22 protein-coding genes and 3 tRNA genes are annotated in these 20,841 nt (G+C 49.2%); 18 read left to right on the plus strand and 7 right to left on the minus strand.

Annotated features, from left to right (window positions below; all coding sequences use genetic code 11):
* Window positions 1-45: 45 nt before the first annotated feature.
* From G006_RS26400 to G006_RS0123695, 5 genes are all read right to left on the minus strand, one after another.
* Window positions 46-1,425 carry a S8 family peptidase gene (locus G006_RS26400; protein WP_020485713.1) on the minus strand — a complete coding sequence of 460 codons (1,380 nt, stop codon included), beginning with the start codon at window positions 1,423-1,425 and terminating at the stop codon, window positions 46-48.
* Between the two features lie 149 nt (window positions 1,426-1,574).
* Window positions 1,575-1,898, minus strand: coding sequence for a hypothetical protein (locus G006_RS0123680; RefSeq protein ID WP_152429007.1), 324 nt, complete (start codon window positions 1,896-1,898; stop codon window positions 1,575-1,577).
* 142 nt (window positions 1,899-2,040) lie between these two features.
* On the minus strand, window positions 2,041-3,129 hold the full coding sequence (locus tag G006_RS0123685; RefSeq protein ID WP_160167697.1) for an ankyrin repeat domain-containing protein: 1,089 nt from the start codon (window positions 3,127-3,129) through the stop codon (window positions 2,041-2,043).
* 372 nt (window positions 3,130-3,501) lie between these two features.
* Window positions 3,502-4,863 carry a transposase gene (locus G006_RS0123690; protein WP_026146917.1) on the minus strand — a complete coding sequence of 454 codons (1,362 nt, stop codon included), beginning with the start codon at window positions 4,861-4,863 and terminating at the stop codon, window positions 3,502-3,504.
* A 631-nt stretch (window positions 4,864-5,494) separates the two neighbouring features.
* Entirely contained in the window at window positions 5,495-6,679 is a 1,185-nt protein-coding gene (locus G006_RS0123695; protein WP_020485716.1) for an OmpA family protein, read from the minus strand.
* A gap of 168 nt (window positions 6,680-6,847) precedes the next feature.
* On the opposite strand from G006_RS0123695, the gene G006_RS0123700 reads away from it, so the two are divergent.
* From G006_RS0123700 to G006_RS0123720, 5 genes are all read left to right on the plus strand, one after another.
* Entirely contained in the window at window positions 6,848-7,291 is a 444-nt protein-coding gene (locus G006_RS0123700; protein ID WP_020485717.1) for a tetratricopeptide repeat protein, read from the plus strand.
* Window positions 7,292-7,297: 6 nt separating this feature from the next.
* Window positions 7,298-8,704, plus strand: coding sequence for a glutamate--tRNA ligase (gltX, locus tag G006_RS0123705; protein WP_020485718.1), 1,407 nt, complete (start codon window positions 7,298-7,300; stop codon window positions 8,702-8,704).
* A gap of 41 nt (window positions 8,705-8,745) precedes the next feature.
* A tRNA-Ala gene (locus G006_RS0123710) sits at window positions 8,746-8,821 on the plus strand.
* A gap of 23 nt (window positions 8,822-8,844) precedes the next feature.
* Window positions 8,845-8,920: transfer RNA gene (locus G006_RS0123715), tRNA-Glu, on the plus strand.
* Window positions 8,921-8,985: 65 nt separating this feature from the next.
* Window positions 8,986-9,061 (plus strand) — tRNA-Glu (locus G006_RS0123720).
* Window positions 9,062-9,334: 273 nt separating this feature from the next.
* Here G006_RS0123720 and G006_RS0123725 read toward each other — a convergent pair.
* Window positions 9,335-10,933, minus strand: coding sequence for a lytic transglycosylase (locus G006_RS0123725; protein ID WP_020485719.1), 1,599 nt, complete (start codon window positions 10,931-10,933; stop codon window positions 9,335-9,337).
* Window positions 10,934-11,018: 85 nt separating this feature from the next.
* On the opposite strand from G006_RS0123725, the gene G006_RS0123730 reads away from it, so the two are divergent.
* The 13 genes from G006_RS0123730 (at window position 11,019) to G006_RS0123790 (ending at window position 19,280) form a co-directional block, all read left to right on the plus strand.
* A complete protein-coding gene (locus G006_RS0123730) occupies window positions 11,019-11,726 on the plus strand; it encodes a class I SAM-dependent methyltransferase (protein WP_020485720.1) in 708 nt (235 codons plus the stop codon).
* A 7-nt stretch (window positions 11,727-11,733) separates the two neighbouring features.
* A complete protein-coding gene (gene rnhA / locus G006_RS0123735) occupies window positions 11,734-12,174 on the plus strand; it encodes a ribonuclease HI (protein ID WP_020485721.1) in 441 nt (146 codons plus the stop codon).
* 23 nt (window positions 12,175-12,197) lie between these two features.
* A complete protein-coding gene (locus G006_RS0123740; protein ID WP_020485722.1) occupies window positions 12,198-12,446 on the plus strand; it encodes a hypothetical protein in 249 nt (82 codons plus the stop codon).
* Between the two features lie 26 nt (window positions 12,447-12,472).
* On the plus strand, window positions 12,473-12,727 hold the full coding sequence (locus G006_RS0123745; RefSeq protein ID WP_026147267.1) for a GIY-YIG nuclease family protein: 255 nt from the start codon (window positions 12,473-12,475) through the stop codon (window positions 12,725-12,727).
* 124 nt (window positions 12,728-12,851) lie between these two features.
* On the plus strand, window positions 12,852-14,270 hold the full coding sequence (locus tag G006_RS0123750; protein ID WP_020485724.1) for a hypothetical protein: 1,419 nt from the start codon (window positions 12,852-12,854) through the stop codon (window positions 14,268-14,270).
* A 164-nt stretch (window positions 14,271-14,434) separates the two neighbouring features.
* Window positions 14,435-14,986, plus strand: coding sequence for an FMN-binding protein (locus G006_RS0123755; RefSeq protein WP_020485725.1), 552 nt, complete (start codon window positions 14,435-14,437; stop codon window positions 14,984-14,986).
* The gene (locus G006_RS0123760) at window positions 14,986-15,474 is read left to right on the plus strand and encodes a hypothetical protein (protein WP_020485726.1); all 489 of its coding nucleotides are present in this window, start codon (window positions 14,986-14,988) and stop codon (window positions 15,472-15,474) included. Before G006_RS0123755 ends, G006_RS0123760 begins: the two co-directional genes overlap by 1 nt.
* A 152-nt stretch (window positions 15,475-15,626) precedes the next feature.
* The gene (locus G006_RS0123765; RefSeq protein ID WP_020485727.1) at window positions 15,627-16,118 is read left to right on the plus strand and encodes a nucleoside triphosphate pyrophosphohydrolase family protein; all 492 of its coding nucleotides are present in this window, start codon (window positions 15,627-15,629) and stop codon (window positions 16,116-16,118) included.
* Between the two features lie 14 nt (window positions 16,119-16,132).
* Window positions 16,133-17,011 (plus strand): NAD(P)-dependent oxidoreductase, encoded by an 879-nt coding sequence (locus tag G006_RS0123770; protein ID WP_020485728.1) that lies wholly within the window; start codon window positions 16,133-16,135, stop codon window positions 17,009-17,011.
* Window positions 17,011-17,793: a hydroxypyruvate isomerase family protein gene (locus G006_RS0123775; RefSeq protein WP_020485729.1), complete on the plus strand. Its 783-nt coding sequence runs from the start codon at window positions 17,011-17,013 to the stop codon at window positions 17,791-17,793. Before G006_RS0123770 ends, G006_RS0123775 begins: the two co-directional genes overlap by 1 nt.
* A 43-nt stretch (window positions 17,794-17,836) precedes the next feature.
* A complete protein-coding gene (locus tag G006_RS0123780; protein ID WP_020485730.1) occupies window positions 17,837-18,211 on the plus strand; it encodes a VOC family protein in 375 nt (124 codons plus the stop codon).
* Between the two features lie 6 nt (window positions 18,212-18,217).
* On the plus strand, window positions 18,218-18,751 hold the full coding sequence (locus tag G006_RS0123785) for a hypothetical protein (RefSeq protein WP_020485731.1): 534 nt from the start codon (window positions 18,218-18,220) through the stop codon (window positions 18,749-18,751).
* Window positions 18,738-19,280: a hypothetical protein gene (locus G006_RS0123790; RefSeq protein ID WP_020485732.1), complete on the plus strand. Its 543-nt coding sequence runs from the start codon at window positions 18,738-18,740 to the stop codon at window positions 19,278-19,280. The genes G006_RS0123785 and G006_RS0123790 overlap by 14 nt, the downstream gene beginning before the upstream one ends.
* Here G006_RS0123790 and trkA read toward each other — a convergent pair.
* A complete protein-coding gene (gene trkA / locus G006_RS0123795) occupies window positions 19,277-20,632 on the minus strand; it encodes a Trk system potassium transporter TrkA (RefSeq protein WP_020485733.1) in 1,356 nt (451 codons plus the stop codon). The two genes, G006_RS0123790 and trkA, sit on opposite strands and share 4 nt — an antisense overlap.
* Window positions 20,633-20,841: the final 209 nt, after the last annotated feature.

Below are 20,841 nucleotides of genomic sequence, written 5' to 3' on the forward strand. Positions count from 1 at the left end.
CCAGTCGCCTAAATAAAAGTTTATCTCACCAATCAGTAGCAATTATTACTCTCCGGACAAAACCTTGATAGCTTTATCGCAAGCAAGCAACCCGTATCCTGTTGAGCTGTCGTAACCCAAGTCTCCCAAATCCAAACTGCTACGCCGTAACACTTCGTAAAGTTCGAGAGGCTGCAAACTCAGACCTTTTTTCGACGCAGCCTCTAGCACCAAGGCGGCCACCGCCGCTGCATGGGGAGCAGCAGCAGAAGTGCCGGTGAAATTAGGTTTGCCGTCTTTTTCCAGATCCGGACGGGTTTTGGAAAAGAAACTGGTATTGATGTTGGTGGGCGCGACAGCATCGACGTGTTTTCGGACGATAGGCTCGGCTAAACGCTGGCCTTGGTTGTCGAACAAAACCGGCAAACCGCCGGGCGAAGAATAGTAACTCGGCACCAGCGGCTTTTTGCCTTGGCCGGCTTCGACGGCGCCGACGCTGAACACACTTGCCGCGTTAGCGTGGCCGAACGCCGACGCGATGGTTTTAGGAGTGTTGCGGTATTCGTCGATACTGGGGTGTTCGCTGGGTAGCGAGCTGCCGCTCAGGATGTATTTCAGCAAGCCGGGCGCGGGACCGGCGACTTTCAAAATGCTCAAGCCGACGGTTTTTCGATGGCAGTTGCCTTTGTTGTCGAATCCAACTACTTCGACGGGGTCTCCGCCCAAATTATCCGTCGAACCACCGATGGCCCAGGCTTGGCTGGCATGCTTGCAGGCCGGGTCGTCGTAAACCACAACGTCCAAATCACTGGTTGAACCCTTGCCTCCGCTAATGGACTTGGCCGGCTCGTCCCACTGCAAACTCAATATAGTAAACGCATCGGCACCGACCGTAATCGTTTGGCAGGTGTCGGTTTTGTTAGGATCAGGATTGAAGTCGTGAGCAACGCCATGCTTTTCACCCAAAGGGTAGCGACCGCTATCGGCAAAAACGGATTGATAGCTGTTAAGGCCGGCGTTGCCTGCCGACGAGAAAACAGCGACGCCGCGCTCAGCTACCAGCCGGTCTATCATTTGTGATTCCGGACCATCCTGAAACATGGGCTCGCTAAAATACACCGCGTCATCGACGATAATCTGCGCGCCGTGGTCGGCCACTCGATTCAAGGCTTGCGTCAAGTCGCCAGGGCTATCGCCCATAGCGTGAAACAACAAATTGGCGCCAGGTGCCAGATCGTGTATTACTTCCAGCATGGCCCGGCCTTCGTCGAGCGTCTTTTCGTCTTTGCAATCAGCTTCTTTTACTACCGTCACTGTTGGTGGTAATTCACCGTTGGCTTGCCCAATTTCCGCGCCGCCCAGACAATTGAAACTGTCGCTTATGACAGCGATGGCGATACCAGCTCCGCTCAAGAGGTCGCTGGTTCTTGCTTGATTGGCGCCCAAGATTGCGTCGCCTTGACTGACAACGAGTTCAGTGTCGACGTCTGCTCTTACATCGTTTGTTAACCAACAGGTTAAGCTGAGGCTAAGGAAAACCGAAACCATTTTATAAACCGAATGGTAAAAACTCATGAAATACGGAAAAAGTTGTTCTATTTTGATAATTGGTCGATTAATATTTTTGCTTCTTGATAGCAAGCCAAATTTCCGTCAGAGGGACGGCGCAAATTGGCTTCATCTGTTAAATTTGGGGGCAGGCCTTTTTGAAGAAAAAACCGTACAATATCGGGTTTACATAACCATCCAGCATAAAGTACCAAATTATTGCCGTTGTTTTCATAATCCAACGGTACGCCTTTCTGAATCGGGGAGTCGCTATTTTTGCCGAAAGATTTTTTCGAGCTTCCCAGCAGGAAAAAATCGGCAAAAACTACGCGACCGCTTATGCCTGCGGCGCCCCGATTCGTCCGCGTCACCTCGTTCCGACCCAACAAGGGGTCGAAACTTAGGCTCTCGCATGACTTAACGCCGTGTCGCGATGCCTTGCAGGTTTTCTCCGCTTCGCTGCGAAAACCCGCCCGGCGCTACGGCTATCGGGGACTAAAAATCTTCACTTCGCTAACGCTCCGTTTCCAAGATTTTCAGCGAAAGAAATTTAACTAACTCCAGTTGCTTAGAATCTGGATCTTGGTACTTCAAATTGTAATCTATGGCCCTAGCTATCAAATAGGGATCATCTAAATTGGCTCCTCTATTTACCAATAATTTGATTATATCCATGTTTATTGGCGCATCAATGCTAAACATCATCGCGGTAGTAGAACGCTCTGAAACTGATTCATTAACGTCAACTCCCGCATTGAGAACAAGTTTCACCAATTCCGGGTTTTTTTTGCGAATAGCAAGATAGAGTGCAGTGTTACCGTAAGAATCTTTAGCATGAACATTAGCTCCATGATCCAGTAAAAATTGAGCTAACTTTACTAGGTTTAAATCCATTGCTATCAGTAAAGGCGTCATCCCTTCAGATACTTCTTCAATATCAGCACCTTTTATTAATGCTTTCGCAGCCTGTTTTATATCGTTATCGAGCACAGCTTTATGTAGTGTTGGCTGCGATAAATAATGGCGAAACGATTCATGATTGTCTATCAAACCCTTATCGGACGGCTTCCAAGTTTTGCCTCCGTCCAGAGACCGTAAAAGTCCACCTCCGAGCCATCCTGCGAACAATACGCTAGGGTCGCGCGGGTCGACGGCCAAACTGGTGGCAAACCAACTCTTTGGTAAACCATCGCCCAATATTTCCCAAGTTTCGCCATAGTCGACGCTTTTCTTGAAATTACTATGCCCGCCTGAATTGGAGTCTTTATAACAAATTGCATAAATAATGTTAGGCGATGAAGGTGCCTCTACCCCATCAACACAAAGCTCGCCTATATTATTAGGCCTATCCGTATTTCTGGTTTTTAGGTCAAAAGATAGATTATTCCTTCGATTCTGATAAACCCACGACAAGCCTTTGTCGATGCTTTTGAATACATCTGAATTTCCGGAAATCGCGTAAATAACATTTTCATTTTCTACTGAAAATTGTATTTCATTTATTTCAGGGCCGACATGGCCTGGCTTGTTTGCTTCTGCGACACAAGTAAACAATAAAAATAGAAGAGAAATATTAGATTTTATAAAGTTTTTTATTTTCATGCGTTTGCTATGCATCTTTTGCGCCGCCAAATCCGAGATTGATTGAATTAAGAAAGTACAGGTGGTGGTATAACAAGCAACTATGTGATGTCGCTATACTTGCTAGACACTATTCAAAGATGAGGCGACTTCTTGGAAATATTCAAAACTCCAAGACGCGTTTATAATGCCTTCGAGTTACAGCGACGGGTAATGATAAAATTGCAGTCATTCAACCAAATATTGCCACAGACTGCAAAGGGTCGATTGTGTTGAAAAAGGCGGATTTTTGAAAGTCAGTGGGAACTGCGTTTTGATTGATTGCCGTGGTTTTGCAGAAGCTGGCAGGTGAGTTTTTTGCTTTCCGGTGCGTAAATACGCCTTATATTGCCGTTATGCGGGTATCAATTGGGTTACTGGTTCATTGATTGCCAACCTCTTCGCCATTCGCCTTAGATTTTGGGCCGTCGCCGCCAGTAGGAACTCATCTTTGGCATTACTGAAGCCTCGTAAACGTAGTTTATCCATCTTCAATATGCGCTTGAGATGGGCAAACAGCATTTCCACCTTCTTGCGTTCCTTGCGTGACTGCTTATAAGCATCGGTTTTGGTAATGGCTCGTGCGACATCACGAGCCGATTCGTGGGGGCTTCGATCGATTTGCCGATTTGCCATGTTAGGACAGCACTGCGCTTTGAGCGGACAGGCTTGGCAATCCAATTGGCTGGCGCGATAGCGATAAGGGTTTTTCTGTTTGCTGCGCCAAGCGGGTTTCAGACACTTACCCGCTGGACAGATATACTGATTATTCTCCGCGTCATAAGTAAAGTCAGAGCGGCCGAAGGTGCCATCGCTGCGTTCTGACTTATCAAATACGGGTACATGCGGTTCTATGTCTTTTTCATCGACTAACCATCCGAGCATGGCAGCTGATCCATAGTTGGTATCGCCCACCAAACGTTCGGGCTTCAGACCAAACGTCTCTTCTACCCGGTCAATCATGGTCCGAGTCGCCTCCACTTCGGCGGCTTTATTGACCGCTGAGGCTTCTACGTCAAGGATGATGCCGGCTTCCAAGTCGATCAAGTAATTGGTTGAATAAGCAAAGAATGCGGGGCCACCGGGTGCGGCCGTCCAGGTAGCCGCCGGATCAGTCAGTGAAAGCGTCCGGGTGGACTCTTTGGGATCATTCGTTTCTTCTAGTGCCGCGAGATATTCACGGACCGGACGTTCTGCTTGAGCGGGATCGCCCCAGTCAATGTCGTCACCATTTTCTACTCGACGTTGCCGTTGGGCATCGGCTTTGATGATGCTGGCGTCGGTGGCAAAACCCTCGCCACGCACCAGGCCTTCTGCCATACATCGTTTCAGGACCGTTTCAAACACTAGCCGAAAAGCCTGGCTTTCCCGAAAACGGCCCAGGCGATTCTTGGAAAAGGTGGAATGATCCGGTACGGGATCGTCTAAATCCAGTTTGCAAAACCAGCGATAAGCCAAGTTGACATGCACTTCTTCACACAGACGACGTTCGGAACGAATGCCGAAACAATAACCGAGGATTAGCATCCGGATCATCAGTTCGGGAGCAATCGATGGTCGGCCGATAGGACTGTAAAACTCCGCCAATTGCTGGCGAAAATCACCCAAGTCAAGAAAATGGTTAATGCCTCGCAGCAGATGCTCTTTGGGAATGTGGTTTTCGAGACTGAAACAGAAAAACAACTGCTCCTGAATCCCGGATTGTTGTCCCATCATGGCGTCACCTCATGATTGAGTGGCTGTTAGCTGTATTTTACTACTTTAGGAACCGTATATTAGGGGACTTTTTCAACAGAATCGGTCGAACTCGACCACTGAAAACAAAATATTCCAAAGCTTTAAGCCGAATAGCTTGTTCGCTTTTTCAGCCTCTGTAGATATGCTGCTCGCTTTGGTTTATACGCCAAAAATCCAAAATCATGCATATCAAAAACTTTCGAATTCACTGGCGAAATTTTGGAATACTCGATTTAAGGTATTTTATAGGCATGCCATGGTTTCGTGTGCATACCTTGCAGATAGGTGGGTGAGGGCGGAGGTATCGAAGGTAGGTTCCAGACATAACGCGTTGTGAACCCTGGCCTGGAATATGCCCAGCAGGGTGTTAAATGTACATCTATGTTTGCGAACGTGCCAACGGGGCAAGAATGTGTGGATCTTTAGCGGCTGAAACTACGCCAACGTGTTGTGTCGCCATTGCGCGTCCATACCGGCGGATGCTTCGATAAATTGACGATTACGCCACGCGGCACCAATATTAGGTGGCAGTCGATTCGACTGGTCTGGACATAAAAAAAGGGAGGCCTAGCTAGGCCTCCCTTGTGTCGTTAAGCTGGAAGCTTATCGTTTAGCGGTCGGTACGTTTGTATTCGACACGGCGGTTGTAGGCACGGCCTTCATCGGTTTCATTGGTATCGACCGGTTTGGACTCTCCGAAGCCAACCGCTGTCAGGCGCTTGCCTTCCACGCCTTGTTTGATCAGCTCGGCTTTGACCGCATTAGCTCTACGCTCCGACAGTTTTTGGTTGTAAGCATCCTTACCGTAACTATCGGTGTGGCCCTGAATCTCAATGGTCAAACCAGGGTTCATTTTCATCACTTCTACGGCGTTTTGGATCAGTGGGCCGTATTTGGCTTTGACGTCAGATTTGTCGAAATCGAATAACAAGCCGCGAAATGCCCAGCAACCGTCTTTATCGACGATGGCACCTTTAGGGGTGTCAGGGCATTTGTCCACACAGTTGCTTACGCCATCTTTGTCGTCGTCTTGTGTCGAACAATCTGCCGCTTTTGGTGTACCCGCTTTCAGGAACAAGTTTTTAACAAAATCGCTCATGCCTTTCGGATTGGAAATGGCATCTGCAGTGGTCGAGAATCCGCAACCGGATGCGTTAGCCAAGTCTTGCAGCACCGTTTGACCTGCGGCATCTTCGTCATTGCCGACCCAAACTGTATAAATGCACAGCTTGTCCCCGTATTGGGATTTAAGCGCTTCGGCAGTTGGTAGGGGCGAGACTTCCTCGATACCATCACTAAAAACGATTAAGGCAATATTGCCGGGAGCAGAGGCGATATCTTTGCCGGAATCGCTTAACGCAGTGGCCAGTGGTGTGCCGCCGCTAGAGCATTCGAGAGAAGTAATCGCACTTTCGAAACCGGCTGGTGTGTAATTCTGCACGGCTTGATTGAGATAAGTCGAGCCCCATGATAGGCATGGACCAAAACCGAAGCTGCGTAGACCGGATGTCAGCGGCATGACCGGAATGGATTTGTTAAACTTGTTGAGCAGATTTTTTTCGACATCCAGCTTGGTGCCACTGTAATCGGTAGAATTTACATAGGTACGGCTCATTGATGACGATGAATCATTAACCACGAAAAAGCTGTTGGTTTTTTGTACCAGTTTTCCGGATTTAACCAGTGCGTTAAGGTCTTCAGGCTGGAAGGCCTGGAAATTATTGCTCGACTGCGTCGCGCAACCGGAAAGCAGCGCTCCGGCCAGAGTGGCCGTGAATAAAAGGTTTCTTTTCATGTTTTAATTCTCCAGGTTGTTATTCTGCATCTACAAGGCCTAGCGTACCGCCTTGGTGTCTTAAGTCTAACATCAATCCCTTATTTTGAAATAGTGCGTTCATCTTATTCAGACGCCGTGAAATAATGCCGCTTTGTTTTTAATCCGTAGGTTTCCTTGGAGAATGTAATGGGAAAAATTTTAATTTTCTGTGCGATGTTTTTACTCGCTAGTGCGGTAAGGGCTGACAGCGTGAAAGAAATGGCTGATCAGGGTAACGCGCAGGCGCAAGCCAAATTGGCGTCGTTGTATTTACTTGGTCGAGAGGGTTTTGAGAAGGATGAGCATAAGGCCGCGGAGTGGATGGAAAAAGCGGCGAACCAAGGTTTGCTGGATGCTCAGGTAGTCATGGGGGCGATGTACGATAGAGGTATGGGTGTCATCAGCGATAGAGACAAGGCTACCGATTGGTATGAAAAAGCCGCTAAGCAAGGGCATGCCACTTCGCTGGCCATACTAGGCAGAAACGACGCAGCTAAGGGCAGCGTGCAATTTAACTATCAGGCGATGCGTTTAAGCGCATCGCGCTCCATTCCCGGCGAATACGCCAAGAAATTTTTAACCACTAAGTAATTAGAGATGAGTATTAGAACCCGCTTTGCCCCAAGTCCCACCGGTTATTTACATGTTGGCGGTGCCAGAACCGCTTTGTTTTCGTGGTTGTATGCGCGCAAACACGGCGGCAGATTTATTTTGCGAATCGAGGATACCGATCTTGAGCGTTCCAGTCAGGAGTCCGTGAATGCAATTCTGGAAGGCATGACTTGGTTAGGCTTGGAATATGACGAGGGCCCTTTCTATCAGACGCATCGTTTTGATCGTTACAAAGAAGTGATTCAGCAATTGCTGGCGCAGGGCGATGCCTATTATTGCTATTGCAGTCGCGAGGAGTTGGAGGTTTTACGCGAGCAGCAAATGGCCAACAAGGAAAAGCCGCGTTACAACGGTAAGTGTCGGCACGGTGTTGAAAATCCGCAAGGTGAGCGGGTGGTGCGATTTAAGAACCCGGAGCAGGGCGAGGTTATCATCGACGATCTGGTGAAAGGTCGTATCGTTGTCGCTAACAAGGAGCTGGATGATCTGATTATTGCCCGTTCCGACGGCACCCCGACCTATAACCTGACGGTGGTAGTCGATGACATGGATATGGGGGTTACTCATGTGATCCGTGGTGACGATCATGTCAATAATACGCCCAGACAGATTAATATTCTGAAAGCCTTGGGTGCGCAATTGCCGGTGTATGCGCACGTGCCGATGATTTTAGGTTCGGACGGTGCGCGCCTGTCCAAACGTCACGGTGCGGTCAGCGTGATGCAGTATCGCAATGACGGGTATTTACCCGAGGCTTTGTTGAACTATCTGGTGCGATTGGGTTGGTCGCATGGTGATCAGGAATTGTTTTCCTTGGAAGAGATGGTGGCGTTGTTCGAGTTGGAAAAAGTCAACGTTTCCGCGTCCACGTTTAACACCGAGAAGTTGTTGTGGTTGAATCACCAGTACATCATGAACAGCGATCCGGCGCATGTTGCCAGACATTTGGCGTGGCATATGGGGGAGCGTGGTATCGATCCGACCACCGGTCCGGGATTGATGGATGTGGTTAAAGCGCAACGCGAACGTTGCAAAACCCTGGTGGATATGGCAGCCGAAAGCGAATACTTTTACAAGGAATTCGACGCTTACGAAGAAAAAGCCGCCAAGAAGAATTTCAAAGCGGGCGTGGACGATGTATTGCAACATTTACTGGCGCAATTTAACGCTATCGGCGATTGGGAAGCGTCAGGTCTTCACCAAGTGGTATTGGATAGTGCCGAGCAATTGCAGCTTAATCTGGGTAAAGTCGCGCAACCCCTGCGCGTAGCGGTTTGTGGCAGTGGTGTATCGCCGGCTATTGATCTGACTTTGGCTCTATTAGGCAGAGAGAAAACCTTGCGCAGAATAGAGCGAGCCATCGGATACATAAAGAATGTAGAAAAGTCCTAGACAAAGTTCTGAATATCCGTATAATACGAGGACTCAACTACGGGGCCATAGCTCAGCTGGGAGAGCGCTTGCATGGCATGCAAGAGGTCAGGAGTTCGATCCTCCTTGGCTCCACCAAATAATAGTTGATTTAGTCCTGAGTCCCCATCGTCTAGTGGCCTAGGACACCGCCCTTTCACGGCGGTAACCGGGGTTCGAACCCCCGTGGGGACGCCAATTTGGCTAAAGTCGGTTAAGCCGGCAATTCGTATTAAAGAAGTAATTCTTAAAAAATAGTCTTAGTCCCCATCGTCTAGTGGCCTAGGACACCGCCCTTTCACGGCGGTAACCGGGGTTCGAACCCCCGTGGGGACGCCATCAATTCTTAAGGTTATAGCTCTGGCACAGCGGCAATAATGCGGTGCTAAGTTTGCTATGCCGTCTGTGTTAATTCAATATCTTAAGTCGAATCTCTATTTCTCTGATATGTAGCGATTAGTTTCTTCTGTGCTGATCGCTTTAGTAAGGCGGTTTGATCTCGCGAAGCGTAAGGGTAAACCTAAATTGCTGATTTAAGTTTGCCCATATGGCGAATTAGAAAGATCTAATTTCACAAATCGATTTGAACTATACGCATGGTTATCTGAAGCCTTAGGTGGACGGATGGCCGGCCTCAATCATTACTTTTAGCTTAGAGCCCGGTTTGATGTCCGCCTTGTTTTTGGGAACGTTATTCCATTTGCGGAGTTCGGTGACGTTGACATTAAATTTCTTCGAAATCTGTGCCAATGTGTCGCCGGCTTTGACCGTGTAGCTGATTTGCTTGATAGACGGCGCGGTTGATGCAACGGTTATACTGCTGCTGGTTTTCTTGATAGTCAGTTTTTGACCGGGTTTCAGAGCCGCTTTTTTGGGTAATTTATTCCAACTCACAATATCGTCTTTATCAACGGAAAAACGTTGCGAGACATCCCATAGGGTATCGCCTTTCTTAACCGTATATTGTTGTTTGCTTGATTGAGCAGGTGTTGGTGTGGATTGTTGCGATACTGCAGCAACAGCCGGTATGGTTGGTTCGCCCTTTTGTGAATGAAAAGAGACCGGGATTAACAGGATTGAGCCTTGGGCAACCGTATCGTCGTCAAGATGATTGACATTGATAATCTCTTCGACGCTGGTGCTGTGTTTGCTGGCTATGCTTTTTAGAGTCTCTTTCTTGCCCACCGTATGGTGTTCCCATTTGATTCTCTCTTGGTGTGGCAATTCAGCCAGTTTTTCTTTAAAAGAATCGGCTTTGCTTACCGGAATCAGCAGATGTTGCGCGCCGTTCGGATCGGTGCTCCAGCGGTTATAGCCAGGATTGAGCTTTAAGAAATCATCTAGCGGGGTTTGTGCCATTTCGGCGGCTTTACCCAAATCGAGCTGGGACTTTACATCGACCAATTCAAAATAAGGTTGGTTGGCGAATTGATGCAGATTGACGTTGTATTTTTCCGGGTTGGCAAAGATCTTGGCGATTGCCAGCAGCCTGGGTACGTAAGCTGAGGTCTCGTTGTTCAAGTCCAGAGACCAGAAGTCGGTAGGCTGTCCGCGCTCGAGGTTTCTATCCACTGCGTTTTTTATATTGCCTTTGCCGGCGTTGTATGAGGCGAGAGCAAGTAACCAGTCGTTATTGAAAGTCTCGCTCAGTTCTTTCAGGAAGGTAGTGGCTGCCTGAGTCGATTGCACCACATCGCGTCGTGCGTCATACCAGCTATTCTGTTTTAACCCGTAAAGACGCCCGGTGGGTGGAATGAACTGCCAAAGACCGGATGCTTGAGCTGGCGACATCGCGTCAGGTCTGAAAGCGCTCTCAACCGCAGGTAACAGGGCCAGTTCTCCGGGGATATTTTTCGCTTCAATTTCGTTGAGGATGAAATATAAATAGGGCTCGGCGCGCTGTTGTACTCTGGTCAGATATTCAGGGTTTTTAAGATACCAGTTTACTTCGCGGTCGATTCTGGCATTATCGATTTCCGGTAAGGCATAAAGAGACAGCATCCTATCCCAGATGGTGGCGTGCTCTTTTGCTTCTACCTGCTTGTTGTGGATTTTTCCGGCATTGCCATTACGGGTAAATACGGAAAACTTGCTAGTTGATGATTGGCTTAGATGGTCTTTTTGCGCATGTTGGCTACAACCGGTTGCTAGCAGAATAGGCAGTAGATAAGACAGATGACGGCCTGATTTTTTGGAAATTGAGCGGGGCATTGTCTGAACTCGCTAAAATAAAAAAATTAGATCCTAGCATGGCTTTCTAAAATAGCCAAAAAAACATACCCTTAGCGGCGGTTAAATGAAGAGACAATTTCTTTTTGCGTTGTACCAAACCCCACGGGGTAAGCTACTGCAAACCATGGAAGCCAACTATCTGCGAAGATCAATAACGGTGAGTTGTAAGCAACAACAACTCCAGATCGGTGGTTTAGGCTGGGAAAATGAGTTTGTCGATTTTTCCTTGTATAGGAATTATCTAATTCTGGACGGCAAGGCCTTGGGTGATGCTGGGGCGTTGAAGGTGACCGCTAAAGCTTTTAACTTGCCTATTCAAACTGAATCGATGGATTTAGTCATACTTCCACACATTTTAGAGTTTGACGCACGGCGATTTCAAACCCTGCGCGAAGTCAATCGCGTGTTAAAGCCGGGCGGCGAATTGGTCATGCTGAATTTCAATCCGTTCAGCATGTCGGTACGTTTCCAGTTTTTATGGGACCGGAAGCTTGCGGAATCTTGGCGGGCGCATTTCATTACCAAAGCGCGGGTTTTGGATTGGTTGAAATTGATGAACTTCGAATTGTTAACGACCGCCGAGTTTGGACTAGACAGCTATACCATCGCTCACGGTAAATTCGAATTTAGCTTTGCGTCTTTGTTTGCTATGGCTTACGGCATTAAAGCGGTGAAGAGGCAATATACATTGATTCCTTTGACCGCGACGCAGCAACGCCGAAGCAATTTGGCTGCGGTTGGATTAGGTTTGAAATCGAATTTACATAGATAGGTTGACTATGTCTGAAGTGATTGTTTACACAGATGGCGCATGCAAGGGCAATCCTGGGCCCGGAGGCTGGGGTGTGCGCTTGGAATATCGAGACAAAGAAAAGGAGCTATGCGGTGGTGAACCTGAAACGACGAACAACCGGATGGAGTTGGTAGCCGCAATACAAGCTTTAGAAACTTTAACTAAGCCTTGCAGCGTCAAATTGCACACTGACTCCAAATATGTTTTGCAAGGCATTACCGAATGGATGGCTAACTGGAAAAAGCGGGCATGGAAAACTGCTGCCAATAAACCGGTCAAAAACGAAGATTTATGGCGACGTTTGGATGCTGCGATCCAGCGGCACAACATCGATTGGATATGGGTGAAAGGGCATGCCGGGGATGTTGGAAACGAGCGTGCCGATCAGTTGGCCAACCTGGGAATCGAACGATTGTCTCGCCGCTAAACTACTTAAAATCAGGGAAACACATGTTAGGTTCGATAGCTGCCGCGTTTGTCGGCATTTGGTTTTACAGCACCGCGGCACGCTCGGGGCGTCCGGCTGTGTCATGGGCGGTGTCGGGTGTGGTGGTGTATTTTTTGGCGGCGCTGCTCTGGACTTTGGCAATTACGCCCGGTGTCAAAGATGCTGCAAGTCACAGCCAGAGCGCTGCGCTGATTTTTATCGTTCGATATGCCTATATCGGTAGCGGTTTTGCTGAATGGTTGGTTGAATAAATCCGTCGACTCTGAATAGCGCGCCAGTGTCAAATTGGTCGGTCTATATCATTCAGTGTGATGACGGCAGCTTATATACCGGTATTAGTACCGATGTTGAGCGACGTTTCCACCAGCATCTGATGCAAAAAGGGGCCAAATATTTCAGAAGCCGTCAACCTCGGCAACTGGTGTTTGTCGAAGCGGGGCATGACCGCGTCTCGGCTTCCAGAAAGGAAGCGTTGATCAAACAAATGAAACGTTCCGAAAAGCTGGAGCTTATCGCAACTTACAGTCGTTAAGTCATTAATTGCAGCTATTTTACGGGAGGGAAAGTTGTTTTGTTAATGCGGATAGATTTGAGAATGATTTGCATTAAATGTTGTAGGGGTTTTATACTCGAGTCTCAAATTCTTGGAGACCGATATGAAGCCATTCAACTCAAAACTTAGCGCCGCGATTTCGGCGATTGTTGTCAGTGCCGGGGTAAACGCTGCGGGAATTCCCGCCGAAAAGCCGCAGACCATGGATGAAATGTGGAAGATCATTCAGGCACAGCAGCAGCAGATTGACAGCATGACTAAAAAGCTGGAAGCGGTCGCGCAAAAAGCGCCCACCGGTGAAGTCAGCAATTTGGAGCGTAAAACCAATGTATTGACGGAGGAAGTGGAAAAGCTGCGTACCGAGTTGGTGGTGCCGGAAAAAGTCGAATACAAAAGCGCATACGGTTTGGGCCCGGCGGCGTCGAAAGTCTATCAATCTAGTAAAGGCTTATCTCTTGGTGGTTATGGTGAAGCCAATTATCAGGCTAGAGTGAACGATCAAGGCGGTCGGGATGACGCTGGTAACGTCAGAAATTCAAATAATGCTGACTTGGAGCGCTTGGTTATTTACGCTGGTTACAAATTTACCGACAGTATTCTCTTTAACAGTGAGATCGAGTTTGAGCATGGAACCACTGGTGAAGGCAGCGAAGAAAGGGGAGAGGTTTCAGTGGAATTCGCTTCGCTGGATTTCTTCATCGATAAGATGGCAAATGTTCGGGCTGGTATGTTGCTCATGCCGATGGGTTTCATCAACCAAATACATGAACCACCTTTTTTCTTCGGTAACAACCGTCCCGAAGTCGAACGCCGTATAATTCCGAGTACCTGGCATGAAAATGGGCTCGGTCTATTTGGTGAGTTGTTGCCAGGATTGACTTATACCACATACGTAGTCAATGGTATGAATGCTAGAGGATTTGCGTCCGATGGTATTAGAGAAGGCCGCCAAGGCGGCAGTCAGGCATTAGCGGAAGATTTGGCCTACGTGGGTCGAGTAGATTACGCGCCAGCGTTTATACCTGGATTAAGTGTCGGTGGATCGGCTTACCTCGGCAAGTCTGGTCAAAATCAGTTTTTCGCCGGCGAGAAAGCTGATGTGATGACAGAGCTGTATGAAGCGCACTTGCAGTGGAAATATCGCGGTCTCGAATTCCGTACGCTGGGTTCCTTTGGTCATGTTGGAAATGCGGCGATATTGTCTGCTGCAAATGGTAATGGAGTCATTGGCTCAGAAAATTACGGCTGGTACAGCGAGGTCGGTTACGACATTCTGCCGCACGTCTTACACGATACCACGCAATATTTGGCGCCATTTTTCCGCTATGAACGCTTGGATACACTCGCCAAAGTGCCAGTGGGGTATGCCGATGATTTCACCAAAGATATCGAAATCTTCCAGATCGGTATGAATTACAAACCAATACCTAATGTAGTTATCAAAGCGGACTACCGTAATTTCAATCAGAAAGCAGGTACATCGCCAGATGACTTCAACCTTGGCGTAGGCTTTATTTTCTGATAACTGTTCTTTGTTGTAGGTGGCTCCATTGGTTTGAAAAATGGGGCCATCCCTCGACTCAAAGGCAGAGTCAATCCCAACTATCGAGTGCTTCGGCTTGGCAAATCGATGACCTGTCTCTATCATAGCTCGCCTATTATTAGTTTATTGGATTTCTCCAAAGTATGCCGTTTTCAAAATATTCCCGGTTCTTCCTGATTCTACTGGCTTTTTGCCTGACGACTCTGAGTGCTTATGCCACTGTGTTCTACAGCAAAGAAGAAGCAATGAAGCTGGCCTTCGGCGACGACGCGACCGTGGAAATGCAATCGTTGTTTCCGACGCCGGAGGAAGTAGCGCAGATCGAACAGCTTGCGAAGGTCAAGCTGGAATCCAATCTGTTCAGCTTTTATGTGGGCAAGAAGCAAGGCGCCGTGATCGGCTATGCCGCCATTGAAGCGCACACGGTTAGAACCAAACCGGAGACCTTGCTGGTGGTATTAACGCCGGATGGCAAATTGCGTAACGTCCATACGCTGGCGTTTCATGAACCGCCGGAATATCAACCGCCGGAACGCTGGATGGCCTTGCTGGCGAATCATTCCATCGAAGAGTTGAGCCTGAATCAAGATATACAAGGGGTGGCCGGGGCGACGCTCAGCACCCGTGCCGCAATTAATAGCGCCCGCAAGGTACTGGCGATTTATCAAGTTCTCATCCAAAACAAGCCACACTGATGCGTTTTTTTGTTACCGGCGAACAGAATCGCCAGCTGCTGATCAATACTTTGATCTTGATGTTCTTGGCCTATGTCGCCTTGTTGTGGATCAGCAATGGTCTGATGTACTTCCATAAAATGAATCTCACACCGGAGTCGGTTGTTTCTTACTATTTGGGCAACGAGCAAGAGTTTAACGAACCGAAAAGCTATCAAAGTCTGCTGGAAGTCAGTCATTTTCATTTGTTTGCAATGGGGATGTTGGTATTGACACTGACGCATCTGATGCTGATGACCTCGTTGCCGACGCTGATGAAAGTCTGGATTAGCGCGATAGTTTATGGTGCGGCGATAGCAGATGAAGCGGCCGGGTGGTTGGTGCGTTATGTCGATCCGGCTTTTGCTTATTTCAAAATAGCCGCGTTTTTATTACTGGAAACATCCTTGTTCCTATTGATCGTCATAGTCAGTTTATCGTTGATTGAATCGCGTCGGCAATTGCGTTAAAACCGTTTTCCTCGTTGTCACTATTTAATTAATCGGCGCACTCTGCCTGTTCACTACTGTCCTATCAACGGGTAGGCCGGTAGCTGTATATATTGTCTAGCGCCGCGCCACTCTTCATCCGAACTCTTTGAATCCAACCCCGGAGCAGAATCATGAACAAACATTTACAACAAGTTAGAGATTTTCACCGGAAATTCGCTATCAAGCAGCCCGACGATGGCGAAATCGGGCATTTGTCCGACATGGATATTGTGATGCGCCAAGCCTTATTGCTGGATTGCGGTAGCGAGACATTTAAAGCCATTGCTAGCGGTGACCTGATCAAAATTTTGGCTGGGCTGGTGGATTTATCATTTAATGCGCTGGCCGCCATCGCGTGCAGGGGCGACGAGGTGGTAAGCGTGCCCGCCAACTGGAGGCAAGACGGTACGGTGTTGTCAGTGATGCGGGTGCTATCCGAGAAAATCAACCTGTGTACTTCCGGCGAGACCGTGCATTATTCGGGCTTATATGCAATCTGCGCGCATTTATCCCAGCGTTTTGTGAATGCCGATTTCGATGAAGCTTTTCAAATCGTGCATCAACAGTTGATGAGTGGGCGCGGCGGCGAGCGTTTGGATTTAAGTCCGGCACTATTCGAATAACTGCGAGTTTCACTATGGCAGAACAACGCTACACGCTGGGCTTCGTCGGCATAGGCCTGATGGGGCAACCGCTAAGCCTGCGGCTTCTGGAGGCGGGTTTTCAGCTCAATGTCTGGAATCGCACTGCTGCCAAATTGGATGTGGTGGCTGGTGCGGGTGCTAAGGTCTGCGGCAGCGTCGGCGAATTGGTAAAAGCCTCCGATGTGGTGATTTTGTGCCTGGCCGACACCATGGCCGTTGAAGCGGTAGTGACGGAACAAATTATCGCCAGCGGCGCTGCCGAGAAATTGTTAATTGATTTGTCCAGCATTCACCCGGAAGCTACCCGGCGCATGGCATCTCAATTACAAACTGCTTGCGGCATGCGCTGGGTGGACGCGCCGGTATCCGGCGGTACGGCCGGCGCAGAGCAGGGTAGTTTGGCGATTATGGCGGGTGGTGCTGAACCGGATATTGAAATTGCCAGAGAAGTATTGCGACCGCTGTATAGCCGTTTGACGCATATGGGGCCAATTGGCAGCGGTCAGACTACTAAAATTTGCAATCAGATGATCGTCAGTTGCAACGTGCTAGTCATCGCGGAAATGATGGCGCTGGCCAACTCTGCCGGCGTCGATGCTGCAAAAATTCCGGAAGCGCTGGCCGGTGGCTTTGCCGATTCCAAGCCACTGCAAATCGTCGGACCGGAAATGGCGGATCAGCGTTTCGAGCCGGTAAAGTGGCGCGTGAAAACTTTATTGAAAGATTTAAATATGGCCGTCGATTTAGCCGGCAAGCAGGGCAGTGCGATACCCATGTCGGGCTTGGCTGCGCAACTAATGCAATTGCACGGCAGTAGCGGCTTTTTGGACCAAGACCCCTCGACACTGATCAAACTGTACGCCCAAGAATAATGCTGCGCTTTACCGCCAATCTGAGTTTATTGTTTACAGAACTGCCTTTGCCGGAACGGTTTCAGGCTGCGAAACAGCAAGGTTTCGATGCGGTGGAAATTCAGTTTCCCTACTCGCTACCCGCCGAACAAATCCGCGATATATTGGATCAACTGGATTTGCAGTTGGTGTTGTTCAATGTCGATGCCGACACTTTGCTGCAGGGTGGCGAGGGGTTGGCGGCGGTTCCGGAAAAACGCGATCAATTTAAAGCCGCGGTAGAGCAGACGCTGACTTATGCCGAACGATTAAAGCCCTACGTTATTAACGTGTTACCAGGTCGTTGTTTGGACCCACAACGCTTGGGCGAATATCAAACTACCTTTTGTGAGAATCTGGCTTATTCCGCAGCCGTTTTCGCTGAGTTGGGTATCAAAACCGTATTCGAGGCGGTCAATAGCTATGACATGCCTGGCTTTATAGTCGACACCAGCGACAAAATGCTGGATGCGCTAAAACAAATCGATCATCCGAACTTATTCATGCAATACGATATTTATCACATGAGCCGGATGGGCGAAGATTGTGCCGGATTTTTGCGCCAACATCTGGACAAGATTGGGCATATTCAATTTGCCGACTGCCCAGGCCGCGCTCAGCCGGGCACCGGCGCCGTGGTTTTCAATACCTTGTTCGATATTATCGCGGCGTCGGACTATCAAGGCTGGGTTGGGGCCGAGTACCGGCCGACCGCTGGCACCGTTGCCAGTTTGCCTTGGTTGAAAACCTACTCGATAAAATAATCGGGCGGTATAATCGCTTGGCCTTACTCACCTGTTGATTGCCATGTCCAAACATAACTTCACGATACATCACGCCAGTTTGATCGTCTCCGATACCGAGCAATCGCTGCTTTTTTACCGCGATGTTTTGGGAATGGAGCAGACTGAACGGCCGAATCTGCCGTTTCCGGGTGCCTGGTTGCAAATCGGCGCGCAGCAAATACATTTGCTGGAATTGGATAATCCCGATCCTACCACCGGCAGGCCGGCGCATGGCGGCCGTGATCGGCATGTGGCGATGCATATCGATTCGGTTGACGCCTTGCGCGAAGATCTGGAGCGGACCGGTACGGCTTATACGGTGAGTATCTCAGGCCGCAAGGCGCTGTTTTGCCGCGACCGTGACGGCAATGCGCTGGAGTTTATCGAACGGCCCTGATTGACTATGTTCGGACGGCTCCTCTATGGCGGACTATTGCTTGGCAGTTTGGCGATGCTGCTGTTTGTGCTCGGTTTCGTCTGTTTGCAGTTTGGTTTGGCTTTGCTGATGGGTTTGTTTTATCTGTTAGCCAGTAAAGTCATGTTGCTGGCTTTGGCTCTATTGGCTTTGCTTGGTCTGATGATGTTATTTAAGGCGGTTTGCCGCGAACTGCGCGGGTATTTCAGCCGCGAATCGGCGGCGGTGCGGCAACTATTGTCTTTACAGGTTCGCCAGCAAGATCTGGCGCGGCGCAAGTCTGCCGAATGCCGACAATTAAGTTATTGGCACAGATTCAAGCGGCAACGCCTGCTGGTAGCCGATAACCGCAAACAGGCCTGGGCCTTATCTGTGGCAATTAGCCATGAATTGCAAGCGGTGCGGGCGCAACTGCCGGCCACTCGATATAAAAATCTGCGTAAATCCTTGCGCACGTATCGTAAACAAGCCGATTCCGCGGCGATGCTGGCTTTACGCCAACAGCTCCATGTCGCCGATTAGTCGCTGGCTGGGTGACGCACTGGCGTTTTTGCGGCGCAGTCGCGACGACAATCTGCAATGGCATTTATCCAGGCACGAAGATGTCGCCGAACTGCGGCAAACCAAGGCGCTGGCGGAACAGGCTTTGGTGGCGCAACTGAAAAAACAGTCGCAGCAATTGGCTCATGAGCTGGCCGTCAACAAAGCCCGCAACAGCAACGAGCTGGCGATGGTGAAAACCCAATGTCAGCAGGATTTAAAAGACTATCAGCAATATCTGCAATCACTGGATAAGCTGAAGGAGTCTTTACGCAGTAGTTACGCCCATCTACCGGAAGCAGTGGCGTTCACTATCCACCATCACGCCAAGCAGTTATTGAATCGAATGTGGGATGCCCAAGACCCGCAGGAAAAAATGAAAATTGAAATGCAATTGTTGCAGTTTATGACAGCGGTACATGAAGACAGCCAGAGGTCTTTGCAAGGCGAGAGCAAAGACGGTTTGCCGCAGCGGGCACTGGCTTTTATCGATGCCGATTTGGCGGACTAGATCGGCTGGAAATAGCCTTCGATGTCTCTGACCATTTTCTTGTTCAGCGCAAACATCACTACGTGATCACCTTCCGCGAATACGGTGTCGTGATGCACCGGAATCACTTCCTTTTCGCGAATTAGCGCGCCTAATATGACGCCGTCCGGTAAGTTGACCTGATCTACCCGCAAGCCAACCACTGAGCTGGAGTTCTTGCTGCGGTGAGCAATCGCTTCGATCGCTTCCGCACTGCCGCCGCACACCGAGCTGACGCCGACTACGTCGCCTTTACGCACGTGTTTGAGGATGCCGCCCAAGGTTTCCAGTTTTGGTTGAATCGCCAGATCGATTTCGGTGCCGTCCAATAATTTCAGGTAGGAATTATTGTTGATCAGGCAGATGGCTTTTTTGGCGCCGAGTTTTTTCGCCAGACCGGCGGCAATCAGGTTGATGCCGTCATTATTGGTAATCGCGCAGAACAAGTCGATGTCTTCGATCATTTCCTCTTGCAGCAGAGATTCGTCGGTGCAGTCGCCATGCAAAATTAAGGTATTACGCAAATCGTTGGAGATCTCTCGGGCGCGTTCGATGTCTTGCTCGATGACTTTGACGTGATAATTTTTTTCCAAGGCAATTGCCAGTCGCTTGCCGACATGGCCGCCGCCGGCCAGCATAATGGTTTTGATCGGCGATTCCAGCTTGTGCAAATCCACCAGGGTTTTACGGACTTTATCGCGCGGGCAGACAAAGAATACTTCGTCGCCGGTGGCAATCACCGCCTCGCCGTTTACCGCGATGGCTTTGCCGTCGCGGAAAATCGCGGCGACCCGGATCATACTGTCGGCCAGTTTTTCTTTCACGGCATGGATGCGTTTACCGGTCAGAAAGCCGGTCGGCACCACGCGAATCGAAAACAGCCTGACCAAGCCGTCGGCAAACTCCGACACATGCAGCGCGCCGGGGTATTTGATCAGATTATGAATGGATTCGGTGACGACCTGCTCAGGGCTGATGACAATATCAATACCGCCCGGCGCAAATAATTCCGGGTGGTTTAGAAAGTCGATGGCGCGCACCCGGGCGATGGTTTTGGGTTTGCTGTACAGGGTGTTAATCACCTGACAGGCCAGCATATTGGTCTCGTCGCGGTCGGTAACGGCAATCACCATGTCGGCGTCCTGAATACCGGCTTGTTCCAGCACGCTGGGATGGGCAGCGTTACCTTCAACAGTGGCTATATCCAGGCGGCCCTTCAATGCGGTGAGCAATTGGGCATTTTTATCGATAACGACAATATCGTTTTCTTCACTGGCCAATGCGCCGGCAACCGAAGAGCCGGTAACGCCGGCACCGAGAATCACTATTTTCATAAGTTTTTAAAGCCAGTAATGATGTCGAATGCTTGTCGCCACAAGGGCCGAAGCCGGCGAATTATACGCTGATCGATAGGCTTGTCCATGTTCCAGCGAGCGCAGACTTTGCTTTGATGGAAATCGCCCAATTGTGGAGTAAGGCTGAGGCTGCAAAGCAAAAATCGCGTTTTAAATGGCCGATAGCGGTATTTAAATAGCCGATTTAC

Origin of the sequence: Methylomonas sp. MK1, assembly GCF_000365425.1 — a bacterium.
In the GTDB taxonomy this organism is placed as follows: domain Bacteria; phylum Pseudomonadota; class Gammaproteobacteria; order Methylococcales; family Methylomonadaceae; genus Methylomonas.